Raw genomic sequence first — 13,729 nt, 5'->3', positions numbered from 1 at the left:
TATGAATAAAAATTCTTCTCCCGTATGGGATTTTATGGAAAAGCACCCATGGGTCAGCGTACTTATGATCCTTGCCTTGCAGTCGATTTTCACAATGGACTATCGCTCACTCTGGTTTTCCGATGAAGTACGCTACGCCGATGTATACCATCAAATGAAAGATGCCGGACACTGGCTGGTGATGTACCTCAACGGAGTAGCGTACCCTGATAAGCCTCCGGTATACTTCTGGTTCTTATCACTTATAGACACATTTACTCCTGCAAACGGAATAAGCGTATTCTTCCTTGGGGCAGCAGTTTCGGCAGGAGCTTTCCTGCTCTCAACCGTTGCTCTTGCACGCACACTGGGCTGCGGGCGCAAGACAACTCTTGCAACCGGACTGGTTCTGCTAACAAATATTTTCTTCCTTGGGATTGCACACTATTCCCGTATGGACCTCCTTTTCGGCAGTTTCATCATCTGGGCTAACATATGTCTCTTCAAAGCTTTCCACTCTGAGGACAATACCAAGTGGATGCTCTCCGCCTTTGTTCTGATGGGAATTGCCACATTGACAAAAGGACCGCTTGGAATAGTTTTCCCCATACTGACCGCATTCTGCTACCTGATATGGAAAAAGAAACTGTCGCTGTTCCGCAATAAAGCTGTTCTTAAAGGTGTAGCTATCCTTGCACTGATCCTGCTGGCATGGATAATCGGAGCGATACTTGTAGACGGAACTTCGTTCATTCATAATATTTTCTACAAGCAGATTTATGAAAGAGCTGTAAGCTCCTTCCATCACGAAGAACCGTTTCAGTATTACCTGATAGCCTTCCCGCTTGCATGGCTTCCGTGGACAATGGCTATTTTTGCTCTTCCGCTGAAAAAACTGATCAGTATATCTCATTGGAAAAATGTTATTGCTCAGAGAAAAGATTCTGCAAATGACGGAAGAGACTGGGCATGGATAATGTTCATAAGCGGATTTATCATGCTGACCTGCCTCAGTATCAAAGTGCTCATATACATACTTCCCCTCTTTGCGCCGCTTGCAATTCTAACGGCAAGAGGACTACTTGGAGAGGATGACAACCCTCCGGTGATTAATTCCAAAAAACTTTGGATAGGGGTTGCCTGTGTTTATATCCTGCTCGCAGTTGCCGCGCCTTTTGCTGAATCATTTTTCCCGTTTGATTTCGCGCTGAAAGGAATATCCTTCACAGTTTTGATACTGGGACTTGGCGGATTCGCTCTTCTGGCAACCAGAACTTCCGACGGAAAAACGGGGCTGCTCATAATGGCAGTAACCATGACAATCTGGATCCAGCCGCTGGCACTGAAAACACTTCCTTCACTCGACCCGCTCATGAGCCCGCGCCAGACAGGTGAAATTATGAAGCATTACGTGGAACAGGGAAGTTACCCTTTAGCACACAAAATATATTCCGGTATTTTCTCGTACTACGCCGGAACAGACATCCATGAAACAAGTGATTTTAATGAAATAGACAGATTACTTAAGGAACACGATAAAGTTATTCTTGTGATGCAGAAAAAATACTATGATCACTGGGAAAATCGTCCTGAAGATGTAACAATCATTAATGAACAGTTCATTTCCGACAGACCTTACATTCTCCTGCGCAAGTAACCAGTATTAAAAATATAAGAAAAGGGTTGCTTTGATTAAGTTCAAAGCAACCCTTTTTTCATGTTCTGCCATTTCAACATCCTTTTTCAGTTTTCAATGATCAGACACCATGATACATATAACGTAATCTTTTTTCATGATTTCAGCTTACACCGATAAATTGCAAAAAAGCATTCAGAGGGAAATATGACGAAATCCAAGAGCATCATCCTATTCGTCGATGAAGAAAAAGGACAAATTGAAACCCTTAAAAAAATGCTTAAGCCGATGGAGGATCAACTTGAGTTACACTTTGCAAACTCGGCAAAAGAAGCTCTTGAACTGATTGAAATTCAACCATTCAATATTGTTGTTACAGATTTTTATACCGAAGGACTTCCTGACGGCGAGCTGATGAATGAAGTAAAAAGACAGCAGCCGGGGGCCATCCGTTTTATTTTTTCAAAAGACCATGACACAAATAAATCCATGCACTCTGCACTCTGTGCGCACCAATTTATCAGCAAGCCTTGTACGGCAAAAGAGATGAACGGAACAATTGAAAGAAGCCTCAAGCTGAAAAACATTTTCCTAAATGAACGTGTTTCTAAAGCTATTGCCTCTATTGATGAACTTCCAATCATGCCGTCTCTTTACATCAAGCTGGAAAAAGAACTGCAAAAAGATGATATTTCAATCAGAGATATCGGCAAAATAATCGGTGAAGATTTAGCCGTTACAACAGGAATTCTTAAACTTGTTAACTCCTCTTTCTTCGGCCTGTATTCGAAAGTTTCAACGCCGGAAAAAGCCGCAACGATGTTAGGACTAAGTACAATTAAAGGACTCGTACTTGGTATGCATATTTTCAACACCAGCAAAATCAAAAATCTGGATTTTTCTATCGAAGATCTTGGAGAACACAGTCAGTACACAGCTCTGTTAGCACGGGCTATAATTCAGGCAGAGGGAGCAGATAACGAGACCGCTGAAAAAGCATTTCTTGCCGGATTTCTCCACGACATCGGCAAACTTATTCTTTCCACATCTTTTCAGCCAGAATATGCAGAGATATTAAAATCAGTAAAAAAAGAAGGTATTCCCATGAGTGAAGCCGAGAAAGAAATTTTCGGTTTCACACATGCGGAAGTAGGTGCTTATCTTTTAGCTCTTTGGGGATTTGATGAAGCGGTTGTAGAAGCAGTACACAGTCACCATGAACTGACAGAATCAGGATCAGGTATGCTTAGTCCTGCGGCAGCAGTTCATGTTGCCGATACTTTTGAACATGAACTGCGTACATTGCACCCTGAATATTCACCGCATCTTTTAGATGCAGAGTGGCTTGAGCAAAACGGATTTTCCAATAAATTAGTAGGCTGGCTTGAAATCTGCGCCACTAAAATGAACAATGATCTCTCAAATTAAAACAACGCCGGAGAACAATAAAAAAGCTCAAAATCAAAAAGGCTGTGAAGCGAACTTCACAGCCTGAATATAGTAACCCAAAACCGTCAACTTATTTTAGGACGGGACAAATAAAAACTTAACATTAACCGGTAAAGCGGCAGGCAATAGGCATTCGCCAGCCGGTTCCGAATGCTCTGGAGGTAATTTTGAGCCCCGGAGCGGCTTGTTTACGCTTAAATTCTGAAATCTTAATCAGCCTGAGAACACCCTTCACCATCTCAGGATCAAAGCCTGTTTCTTCTAAAATTTCAACTTCAGACTGATGGTGTTCAACTCGAAGTTCAATAATACGGTCCAGCACATCATAAGGAGGCAGAGAATCTTCATCTTTCTGGTCCGGACGCAATTCTGCAGACGGCGGCTTTTCAATAGTCGCAACAGGAATAACCTCACCCATCCCCTGCTCATTGAGCCAGCGGCACACCTTAAAAACAAGAGTTTTGTACAAATCTGAAATAACGGCCAGCCCGCCGGCCATATCCCCGTATATGGTACAATACCCTACAGCCAGTTCACTTTTATTTCCGGTTGTTACCAGTAATGCTCCTATTTTATTTGAAATGGCCATTACAAGATTTCCGCGTATACGCGACTGGATATTTTCTTCAGCCACATTCTCAGGAAATCCGGCAAACGCCGGAGCAAGTGATTTTTCAAAATTAAACATGAGATCATCAATCGGGATAGTGATGGAATTAATACCGAGATTTTCAACAAGTGTTATGGAATCATCAATGCTTCCTTTACTGGAATAAGGCGACGGCATCAGGACCCCAAGTACATTTTTGGGCCCTAAAGCCTCGGCTGCAACCGCAGCAGTCAGCGCAGAATCAATCCCGCCTGAAAGACCCAGAACAACTTTTTTAAAGCCTGTTTTAGCAGTATAGTCGCGCAATCCGGTAACCATGGCATTCCATGCTTCCGACTCCTCGCTAAAATCAGCTTCCTCAATTTTCCCAGTGCCGTTTGTCACATCAATAAGAACGATATCATCTTCAAAGCTTTTACCGCGGGCGATTAAAGTACCGCGTGCATCAAATGCACAACTTCTTCCGTCAAAGACCAAGTCATCATTCCCGCCGACCTGGTTTGCATAAACAACAGGTACCTTATACTTGGAAGCAATAGCCGAAAGCATTTTCTCCCGCACGAGCTGCTTTCCTATATTAAACGGAGATGCCGATAAATTGATCAGGACTTCAGGTTTATGTTCCATAATCGCAGGCAGAGGATTGCGTCCATAACGATTATTTACACAGTCATCGCGATCGTTCCACACATCTTCGCAGATTGTCACACCTATTCGGATGCCGTCAAAAACAAAAAAATTATCTTCTTCAGAAGGTTCGAAATATCGCTGCTCGTCAAAAACATCATATGTCGGGAGCAGCCATTTATAAAAAACCCTTGGTACACTCCCGCGCTCAACAAGCCATGCTGCATTGCGCAAAGGATTTCCACAACCGTCATGATTAAGATCAACCCCTCCGACAATTAAGGCCACATCATCCGGAATCTTGCGGGCGAGAACGGCAACGGCCTTTCTGCACCTTGATACAAAATCAGAATTAAGCAGCAAATCCCGCGGAGGATATCCGGTGATGGCAAGTTCAGAGGTAACACAAATCTTTGCACCACGCTCAGCGGCTTTTTCAACACCATCCAGAATGAGCTTGCTGTTTCCTTCAATGTCACCAACCGTCAAATTAAGCTGCAACAGGGCTATCTTCATTATTTACTGACCGTCCTTTTCTTTATGAATGCGGTCTTTTGTTACCGTTTGATTAAAGAGTTGTCCATAATTCGATTTCTCAAAACTCGACATGACATTTCATTCAGTTTATCTTGCACTGATTATACTGTAAGGCTAAATAAGGACATTAAATAATATATCTCTATTTTTCATATTCAACATTATTAAGCAGGCAATAGACTTAAATTGTTCAAAATAGACAAAATACAAACTCAAATGGGAATAATGATAGTCCTTATATCATTATTCGCTTTTATTATTTCAGGTGCATACGAATATAATTCCATGAAAAAAGATATGCTGAAAGATCTGAATCAGAAAGCGGACGGTCTTGCTGAAAGACTTTCAGAATCGTTAATACCTCCCCTTTGGAATGTAGATCAGCCTGCGATAAACAGAATTATTTTATCTGAGATGAACGATAAGAGAATTAAAGCTATAATTGTTACCGAGGATAATGATAAAACAGTATTTACGGGAAAAGTACGAGACTCTGACTGGAATATAACTGATTTTAAAACACGCCCTATCGGCGAATTAGTTAAACGGGAAGCCGAAATATCTGTACTTAACCAGCCGATCGGCGCGGTTGAAATTTATATGTCTCCCAAATTCATCCAGGATGAATTATTCAATTCTCTTTTAAACTCTCTCGTTAGAACCATGCTTTTAGTTGTTTTACTGATGATGACCATCTTCGCAACCATGCGCAAAATTCTGATCTCGCCGATTATTAAACTGTCTAAAACCGCCCGCCAGATTTCTGTCGATAAAAACTATGGAGCCAGAGTAGACTTCAAGTGTCAGGGGGAAATGAATATTCTCGTCGACAACTTTAATTACATGCTCCAGCAAATTGAAGAGCAGGATCTTAAATTAAAAGATTACAGCGGACAGCTTCAGCAAAAGATTCAGCAAAGCAATAAAAATTTAGCAAGCAGCTACAAGGAACTTAAAGAAATTAATAAACAGCTCGAAATTGCTAAAGATGAAGCCGAGACAGCTTCACGCTTAAAAAGTCAATTTATGGCTAATGTCAGCCATGAGATAAGAACCCCCATGAACGCAATTATAGGTATGGCCGACCTGACACTTGCAACAAAATTATCCGCCAAGCAATCTGAATTTATAAAAATAATCATCAATTCAGGGCAAGTACTGCTAAGACTTATTAATGACATTCTTGATTTTTCAAAAATTGACGCAGGTAAGCTGGAACTTGAAGAAGTAAATTTTGATCTTCATCAATTAATTGATGATATCTCAGACCTTTTTGTTGAACAGATGGTTGCCTCACAGACAGAACTGGTAATTGAAATACTCCCCGGCGTACCGCGAAGGATCAAAACAGACCCGCTGAGACTCAGACAGGTCCTTGCCAATCTGACCGCAAATGCATTCAAATTCACTAATAAAGGTGAAATAACAATTACTATAAAAGCTGAACGTATAAGATCTGAAAAAGTAGATCTACTTTTTTCGGTAAAAGATACCGGCATAGGAATACCCAAGCAAGTGCAGCCTGAACTGTTCACAGCCTTTAAACAGGCGGATGGGTCCACCACTCGCAAATATGGTGGAACAGGGCTCGGGCTTAGCATATCCAAACGGATAATTGATTTCATGGGCGGAAAAATCTGGGTTGAAAGCGAACTTGGAAAAGGCAGCACTTTCTTCTTTAAAATTTCCCCGAAACGAGTGCCGAATATACGCCCGTCTGAATACATGCTGCCAAAGAATCTCCAAAACAGTCCTGTTCTCATAGTAGATGATAACCCTGCCGTAGGATCAGTGCTTTCCAGATATCTACAGCACTTCGGATTCAATCCTGAGACGTGTACTTCTGCAGAAGAAGCTTTGGACAGAATCGCACAGAAAACTGATAATCCTTACAAATTCATACTCATGGATTTAATTCTTCCGGGGATAAAAGGAGACGAAGCATCCAAAATAATCAGAAAGACTCATTCTGCTGAAGACCTTCCTATTCTGCTGATTACCACAATGGATTTAAATAATGCTCTGATAAAAGCCGACGCCGCAGGAATATCTAAAGTGCTGCCTAAACCGCTTAAACAATCTACACTGTTTGATGCGATAATGGAGACATTCGGGTGTAGCAACTATGCACGGAAAAGAATCGAGCCGCAGAATGTACCTGAAAAATTATTCAAAGGGTTCAAAGCGTTGCTGGTAGAAGACAATCTTATCAACCAGCAGGTTGCCCAGCATATTCTTATAGAAACCGGTCTTACAATCGAAACAGCTGATAATGGACTTGAAGCTGTTACAAAAGTTGAAAAAAACAATTACGACTTAATTCTTATGGATATTCAAATGCCGGAAATGGACGGATATGAAGCAACTAGGGTTATCCGCGACAGGCTTAAAAAAACAGATCTTCCAATAATCGCAATGACCGCCCATGCCATGAGGGGAGACAAGGAAAAATGCCTGCAAGCCGGCATGAATGATTATATTCCAAAGCCAATTGATAAAAACCAGATGATGAGCATCATCAAAACATACTTGCTGGAAAATAAAACACAACACAGTAGAATTACAATTAAAGAGAACATTCAAAAAACATCGCAGCCAGATACCGATTTTCAAAAATTTCAACAGTTGAACATAGAGGAAGCATTAGATCGCATAGGTGGAGATTTAAATATCCTGATTAATATTTTGAAAAACTTCGATGCGTACAACATTGACTTTACAAAAAAAATTGACTCCATGCTGGCGAAGGATGAGCTTAAAGAGGCCGGAGACATGGCTCATACGTTGAAAGGAGCTGCGGCAAACCTATCGGCAGTAAACTTAGCAAAGACCGCCCAAGCACTTGAAAATGCCTGCAAAGCAGAGCAGAAGGAAGATGCCGTCATGGCCCTGTACGAAACAAACAAAAAACTGGAACTTCTCAGGATAGAAATTTCCATGCTGACCGAAGAGCTTGCCTGATCAATATCAGCAAAGCGCAGCGCGCTTTTTTCATACTATAAAACTGTCTGTTGATATTAGCTTGAAATTGAGGCAGAAATCTATTCATCATTAAGATTTAAAAAGGATTTAAATATGGCCCTTATGTTTGGACGTCCTGACAAAAAAGGACGTGGATCTCTGGAAGATGCAAAAAAAGAGCAGCGGCTTGATATGGCGCGCAATCTTTACCTTGGCGGCAAGTTAAAAATTGTTACAACTGAAGAAATACCGAACCGTGAGGTTATGGGAACATTCGGACTTGTTGTATGCCGAAGCTATAACTTTGACAGTGCTTTCTACGGGCTCGTAGCTCAGGCAATCGATGCAAACGCAGATGCAATTCTCGCATACCGTGAATCAGTTTCGTTTCATCCTGAGGGAGATAGATTTTATTCCTGCTTTGGAACGGCAGTGAGACTCAAAAAAGTAAAATAGATTAAAAACACAGGGGGCATAAACCATCCTTTTGCTCCCTGTGAAAATCACTTCATTCTGCGCTGCAAGAGCAGGTAATCCGCAACGGTCAGCATTGCCATAGCCTTAAGCACTGGAACAATGCGCGGAATTGCACAGATATCGTGCCTGCCGCCTATTTTAATCTCAGTTGACTTTCCTTCGCTATCAACAGTCTGCTGTTCTTTGCTGATCGATGGAATAGGCTTAACATAAGCCCTTACAACTATATCCTGCCCGCTTGAAATACCGCCGAGGATTCCACCGGCATTGTTGGAAAGAAATCCTTTTTCGCTGATAAAATCATTATTCTCACTGCCAAGCGCGTCCGCAGAAGAACAGCCTGAACCTATTTCGACCCCCTTAACTGCGCCGACGGACATCAGAGCATATGCAAGCCTTGCATCAAGCTTATCGAACACAGGTTCACCGAGCCCTGCCGGTACGCCCTTGATACAGACTTCAACAACTCCGCCCAAAGTGTCTCCGTCAGACCGCACTTCCTTTATACGTTTTTCCCACTTTTCAAGAACATCTTCGTCAGGACTGAAAAAAAGTCTTTCATATGCATTTTCAGGGTCTTTAATATCAGCATCAATGCCTCCGATCCGAACGGTATATGCATTGCAGGTTATACCTTCAAGACGCAGTAACTCCTGTGCAACAGCTCCGGCGGCTACCCGTGAAACAGTTTCTCTGCCCGAAGACCTGCCTCCGCCGCGATAATCTCTGACGCCATACTTCGCATCATAAGTCAGGTCGGCATGCCCCGGCCTGTATACATTCATTATCTTTGAATAATCTCTGGAACGCTGGTCTGTATTCTCAATGTGAAAACCGATTGATGTTCCAGTGGTTCTGCCTTCAAAAACACCGGATAAAATTTTAACTTTATCAGCTTCCTTACGGGCCGTTCCGGCAATACCGGAACCGGGTTTGCGGCGATCCAGTTCTAATTGAATAATACCCTCGTTAAGTTCAATCCCAGCGGGGCATCCGTCAATAACTCCGCCAAGACCGATACCGTGCGACTCGCCATATGTGACAACTTTAAAAAGATTGCCGAATGTGTTTCCACTCATTATTTATTGTCTCCATTTTCAATGCTTTTAAATGCACCGGCAATTTCTTCACAGATATCCTGAAGCTTTCCTTCTCCGCTCACAATTACTGTCGCACAGCCTGAATACAACTCTTCGCGAGTTTCCAGAATTTCACGGACTTCTTCCGTCAAAGATTTTCCTGTTAAAGAAGGTCTCTGTCCATGTGCAGGATTTGCGGATAGACGCTTAACCAATGTTTCAACATCTGTTTTTAAATAAACCGTGAACCCTTCTTTCAAAATTTTATAATTTTCGTTGCGGACGACAATCCCGCCTCCGCAGGAAACAACAGATCTTTCAGTTTCTGACAATTCTTTTAAAATATCCACTTCAAGGTCACGAAATGCGTCCCATCCGTTCGCTTTTACAAACTTTGAAATTTCACATCCGGCCTTCTGGGCGATAAGTGCATCACTATCAAAAAAATTAAGCTGCAACTTATTTGCTACTATCCTGCCCACAGTAGTTTTACCGCATGCTCGTGGCCCGACAAGAAAAATATTATTCACGAAAACTCCCGCTTATTGTATACTAAAATACAATACTTTCTCTATGATTCACAAACACCTAGACTTTTTCATTAACATAGAATTACGCTGAATACAGACATAGAGCACTTATATTTAGGTTTAGAAGGATGAAGAGCCGTTCTTACCAAAGAAAAGCATGTCGGGATTATTTAATTTAAAATAGGATGTCGGATATAAAACAAAGTGAATATTATCTTAAAATCACTTCAAATCTTACAAATTAAAAAAATCAGCGGATTAACATTCTTAAACGTAAACATGCCGGACTTGTCAAGCTCCGGAGACCATAATGACTACATACAAAAAAAATACAATTACTCTCGTTCTTATTGTCATATCGCTTTTATATGTATCTTTAATAAACGAAGTACACGCTGAATCAACAAAACAAACATGGACTTACATGCTTGAAGGTATTGAGCATGATATTAATGAACAAAACACCGCCGTTCAAAATTTGCAAAAGAAACTTCCTGAAATGCTCGAGATTTTTGATCATCGCATTTTTAAAGCAAAAGACAGACTTGATCAGTTAAAACTTCTCAGGGGACTGGCAAAGCAAACCCCGTGGTCATACAGAACGATACTGCTGCAACTTGAAGATCTAAAAGATTATGTATTATATGCTAAAAAAGATCTCCTTGTTGAAAAAAACCGCCTAAAAAAGATCAAAAAAGATATTGATCTTCTATCAGAACTTAATATTGAAAACAGCCTTGAACTTAATGTAAAAAAAGAACTTCTGACCAAAACAATAGACAGCTTTAAGCAAATACGTAATCTCTCCAGCGTCATAAAAAAAGAACTGGATGTAGCCCTTACCCACGCAGATGAAACCATTAATGAAATTTCTCAGAACAAAAAAATAACTACGAAATATTATGCAGGTTCTATGGAAAGTTTTTACTTCCAAGAAGGACCATCGCTGTTGGATTCCACCAACTGGCAAGATATTTCCTACGCATTCGAAGAGTGGCAGCAAGGCCATTCAAAATTTTACTATCCTCTATTTGTATGGGTCAACTGGACAAATTTCATGACCTATATGGCAATAATCGCATTTGCCTGCTGGATATTTCTCCGTCAGGCAGTGAAAATCCTGCTGAAACGATCAATATTCGCTAACCACTCAATGTCTGCGTACAATTTCGGCCTGATCATGTTGTCGCTAGGAGCAGGAATTTTCATAGCACGGCAGGTCACTCTTTTTACCTCAAACCAGATCACAGGACTGGTCTGGTCTGAGCTCATAACTTTGGGCATCATTATTTGCGCGCGTAATTTTTTATGGGCCAATGAAAAAACCAAGCCGGCTAAGTTGATGCACTCTCCTATGTTTACTCTCTGGTGTCTTATGACAGCAGGCGACATATTGCATATGCTTACTATCCCCGTCGAGTGTATAGGAACAATATGGATTTTCTTCAGCCTCATTGCCTTAGTCGTGATCCGTGAGAACCGTAAAAAGCAATCCCTTAAAATAACAAAAACTACATCAAAAATAACGATGTATATTTTGGCCTTATGTTCTGTGCTTACCTTATTCGGATTAGGTACGCAGGCTATGATGTCTACACAACTCTGGTTCCTGTTTCTCGTAACGCTCCAGATATGTAATGCGCTTAAAACAATCATGGTCACATCCGAACCGTCTGTAGTCCAAACGGAACAGATACGAATAGAAAATGAATCTGAAAGCAAATATGAACCAGGACCGGAAACAGGAAGAGTACCTCCGATTAATGAAGATTCAGCTATAAACAACAGTCAGCATAATCATATGATCCAGCTGATGTATCCACTGTCAATTTCAGTTATAATATTTTTCTTTATTGCATGGGCAACGGCTTATATGGGCGGAATTCCGTTCGCAAAATTTGTATTCAGACATATGGATATTAAAATTGCAGGCGCAGCCATTTCCATTAAGAGCCTGTTTTATATACTGATACTTTTTTTCACTTCCAGACTTATCCTTTTCTGGTTGAAAACCGTGGTTTCAACAACGTCTATTGCCGGACGCAAAATGGAATCAGCCTTGGCTCATACATTTTCTACAATCGGATCATATCTGGTATGGGTATTCTTCATTCTATCTTCACTGTATCTACTCGGGATACCTATGGCGACCCTTACATGGATTGCAAGCGGACTTTCCATCGGTATCGGCTTCGGACTTAAAGACATAGTCAGCAACTTTGTAAGCGGACTTATCATTCTCTTCGGCGGGTCGATTAAGAAGGGAGACATTCTGCAACGCAATAAAATAATCGGCCGGGTTGAAGACGTTTCTATAAGAAACACCACCATGCGCGCGCTTGATAACAGTATGGTAATAATTCCGAACTCAAGTTTTTTAAAGGGTGAAATTGTAAACCTTAATTTCCGTGATTCCCGCATCAGAGTCGCCATACCTATAACTCTTGTTCCCGGATCAAAAATTGAAAAAGCTAAAAAAATAATGCTTAAGACGGTAAGAGATCACCCTAAAGTTATGAGTGAACCTGAACCAAGCATTCTTTTCAAAAGATTCGGCAACTTTGGACTTGAATTTGAAATTTATTTTTGGGTGCGAAACTTTGAAGACCAATATCCAACGGAATCAGAAATTGTTGATAATCTGGATCAGGCTCTGCAGGATAAGAAAATTACTATAGCTTTCCGCGGCATTAAAGTTAAATACAAACCCAAAGGAGATGAAGCAGCGCAAATAAACGCGCAGCGTGAAGCTTTGAAAGAAAAAAGAAGAGACAGTAGCAGATACTTTAAAGCGGCGGCTCTGCGCAGACATAGAAACCTGCTGAAGCTGGAAAGAGAGAAACCGCAATAAGACAATAAAAAAGGTCCTCTCATCGAACTGACTACCGATAAGAGGACTTTTTGTTTAGGCTTACAATCTATTACAATGGATGTTCCAATAAAAATCTTGAACCCTGAAAAACATAAAATCACTATTTAAAACGACGAAATGCATTCTTCCTTTGTATTAAAAATAGGCAAAAATGATACAAAGCCGGACAGATCAAAAACTTCACGGATATAATCTTTAAGCGAGCAAAGTAAAAGCTTGCCATCTCCGCCCTTAAGCTCTCTTGCAGCCTTTAGAAGCACACGAAGACCGGCACTTGAAATATACTCAAGATTTTCAAAATCTAAAATAATCTTTGTCTCTCCGCCCTGTATGGAACACAGAAGACGTTCTTCAAAATCATTAGAGGTGTTGGAGTCAAGCCTTCCTTTCAGCGCAAAAATAATCACACCACCGTTTTTGTTTTCACCAACTTCCAAGCCCATCTTATCCTCCGATTTATGATAATTATATCCGCCCAGCAGACGACAAAATTTCTTTTTTACAATAAAACTAATGAATTATTTTGGTCAACTTTAATCTATTCTTTCCGTCATCCAGACGATACTCAATACCATCCATCATTTTACGCATAAAATGGATACCTAATCCACCGATTTTTCTTTCATCACAATCGCAGTGAATTTCAGGTTCAGGCGTATCAAGTGGATTAAAAGGTTTCCCGTCATCCATTATCTCAATAAACATAACCCCGTCTTTTAAACGAAGCATTATCTCAAAAAAATGCGAATCAGAGAAACATCCATAACTTACAAGGTTTGTAAATAGTTCATCCAGAACTAAATTAACCTCAAAAAGATTCTTCTCCGGTATCCTATTTTCTTCACCGAAGTTCTCAATTTTTTCCGCAAGGACTTTTAGCTCAGCAAGGTCAGCTTTTAACGTAAAAGAATATTTTTTTTCATCGCTAGTCAGCGACTGCAGATTAGTAACCAAATCCTTATCCTCTGTTTT

The 13,729-nt window shown here is 40.8% G+C and carries 10 protein-coding genes; 5 read left to right on the top strand and 5 right to left on the bottom strand.

Going from position 1 to position 13,729, the window contains the following annotated elements; all coding sequences use genetic code 11:
• Nucleotide 1 precedes the first annotated feature (1 nt).
• Both B9N78_RS11135 and B9N78_RS11130 read left to right on the top strand, forming a co-directional pair.
• The gene (locus tag B9N78_RS11135) at nucleotides 2-1,636 is read left to right on the top strand and encodes an ArnT family glycosyltransferase (RefSeq protein ID WP_085102219.1); all 1,635 of its coding nucleotides are present in this window, start codon (nucleotides 2-4) and stop codon (nucleotides 1,634-1,636) included.
• A 186-nt stretch (nucleotides 1,637-1,822) separates the two neighbouring features.
• Nucleotides 1,823-3,043 carry a response regulator gene (locus B9N78_RS11130; RefSeq protein WP_085102217.1) on the top strand — a complete coding sequence of 407 codons (1,221 nt, stop codon included), beginning with the start codon at nucleotides 1,823-1,825 and terminating at the stop codon, nucleotides 3,041-3,043.
• Nucleotides 3,044-3,167: 124 nt separating this feature from the next.
• Here B9N78_RS11130 and B9N78_RS11125 read toward each other — a convergent pair whose 3' ends face one another.
• The gene (locus B9N78_RS11125; protein WP_085102215.1) at nucleotides 3,168-4,817 is read right to left on the bottom strand and encodes an NAD+ synthase; all 1,650 of its coding nucleotides are present in this window, start codon (nucleotides 4,815-4,817) and stop codon (nucleotides 3,168-3,170) included.
• Nucleotides 4,818-5,063: 246 nt separating this feature from the next.
• Here B9N78_RS11125 and B9N78_RS11120 point away from each other — a divergent pair, with 246 nt between their 5' ends.
• Together B9N78_RS11120 and B9N78_RS11115 are read left to right on the top strand one after the other, a co-directional pair.
• Nucleotides 5,064-7,799, top strand: coding sequence for a response regulator (locus B9N78_RS11120; protein WP_245805525.1), 2,736 nt, complete (start codon nucleotides 5,064-5,066; stop codon nucleotides 7,797-7,799).
• A 114-nt stretch (nucleotides 7,800-7,913) separates the two neighbouring features.
• Complete coding sequence (locus B9N78_RS11115) at nucleotides 7,914-8,255, top strand: hypothetical protein (protein ID WP_085102211.1); 342 nt, start codon at nucleotides 7,914-7,916, stop codon at nucleotides 8,253-8,255.
• A 47-nt stretch (nucleotides 8,256-8,302) separates the two neighbouring features.
• On the opposite strand, the gene aroC is transcribed toward B9N78_RS11115, so the two are convergent.
• The gene (gene aroC / locus B9N78_RS11110; RefSeq protein ID WP_085102209.1) at nucleotides 8,303-9,355 is read right to left on the bottom strand and encodes a chorismate synthase; all 1,053 of its coding nucleotides are present in this window, start codon (nucleotides 9,353-9,355) and stop codon (nucleotides 8,303-8,305) included.
• On the bottom strand, nucleotides 9,355-9,885 hold the full coding sequence (aroL, locus tag B9N78_RS11105) for a shikimate kinase AroL (RefSeq protein WP_085102207.1): 531 nt from the start codon (nucleotides 9,883-9,885) through the stop codon (nucleotides 9,355-9,357). The genes aroC and aroL overlap by 1 nt, the downstream gene beginning before the upstream one ends.
• A 310-nt stretch (nucleotides 9,886-10,195) precedes the next feature.
• On the opposite strand from aroL, the gene B9N78_RS11100 reads away from it, so the two are divergent.
• Nucleotides 10,196-12,736, top strand: coding sequence for a mechanosensitive ion channel family protein (locus B9N78_RS11100; RefSeq protein WP_085102205.1), 2,541 nt, complete (start codon nucleotides 10,196-10,198; stop codon nucleotides 12,734-12,736).
• A gap of 125 nt (nucleotides 12,737-12,861) precedes the next feature.
• Here the strand turns inward: B9N78_RS11100 and B9N78_RS11095 are convergent, their stop codons facing one another.
• Nucleotides 12,862-13,200, bottom strand: a complete 339-nt coding sequence (locus tag B9N78_RS11095) for an STAS domain-containing protein (RefSeq protein WP_085102203.1) — start codon at nucleotides 13,198-13,200, stop codon at nucleotides 12,862-12,864.
• Between the two features lie 67 nt (nucleotides 13,201-13,267).
• The gene (locus tag B9N78_RS11090) at nucleotides 13,268-13,711 is read right to left on the bottom strand and encodes an ATP-binding protein (RefSeq protein ID WP_245805524.1); all 444 of its coding nucleotides are present in this window, start codon (nucleotides 13,709-13,711) and stop codon (nucleotides 13,268-13,270) included.
• Nucleotides 13,712-13,729: the final 18 nt, after the last annotated feature.

This window comes from Desulfovibrio gilichinskyi (assembly GCF_900177375.1).
Lineage (GTDB): Bacteria > Desulfobacterota > Desulfovibrionia > Desulfovibrionales > Desulfovibrionaceae > Maridesulfovibrio > Maridesulfovibrio gilichinskyi.
The sequence above is the reverse complement of the archived record's forward strand: the minus strand, read 5'-3'. Positions and strand labels throughout refer to the sequence as shown.

Bases quoted from the DNA above. Each gene is read 5' to 3' on its own strand.
- B9N78_RS11135 (WP_085102219.1), top strand. From the start codon at position 2: ATGAATAAAAATTCTTCTCCCGTATGGGATTTTATGGAAAAGCACCCA.
- B9N78_RS11115 (WP_085102211.1), top strand. From the start codon at position 7,914: ATGGCCCTTATGTTTGGACGTCCTGACAAAAAAGGACGTGGATCTCTG.
- B9N78_RS11100 (WP_085102205.1), top strand. From the start codon at position 10,196: ATGACTACATACAAAAAAAATACAATTACTCTCGTTCTTATTGTCATA.
- B9N78_RS11120 (WP_245805525.1), top strand. From the start codon at position 5,064: ATGATAGTCCTTATATCATTATTCGCTTTTATTATTTCAGGTGCATAC.
- B9N78_RS11125 (WP_085102215.1), bottom strand. From the start codon at position 4,817: ATGAAGATAGCCCTGTTGCAGCTTAATTTGACGGTTGGTGACATTGAA.
- B9N78_RS11130 (WP_085102217.1), top strand. From the start codon at position 1,823: ATGACGAAATCCAAGAGCATCATCCTATTCGTCGATGAAGAAAAAGGA.
- B9N78_RS11095 (WP_085102203.1), bottom strand. From the start codon at position 13,200: ATGGGCTTGGAAGTTGGTGAAAACAAAAACGGTGGTGTGATTATTTTT.
- aroC (WP_085102209.1), bottom strand. From the start codon at position 9,355: ATGAGTGGAAACACATTCGGCAATCTTTTTAAAGTTGTCACATATGGC.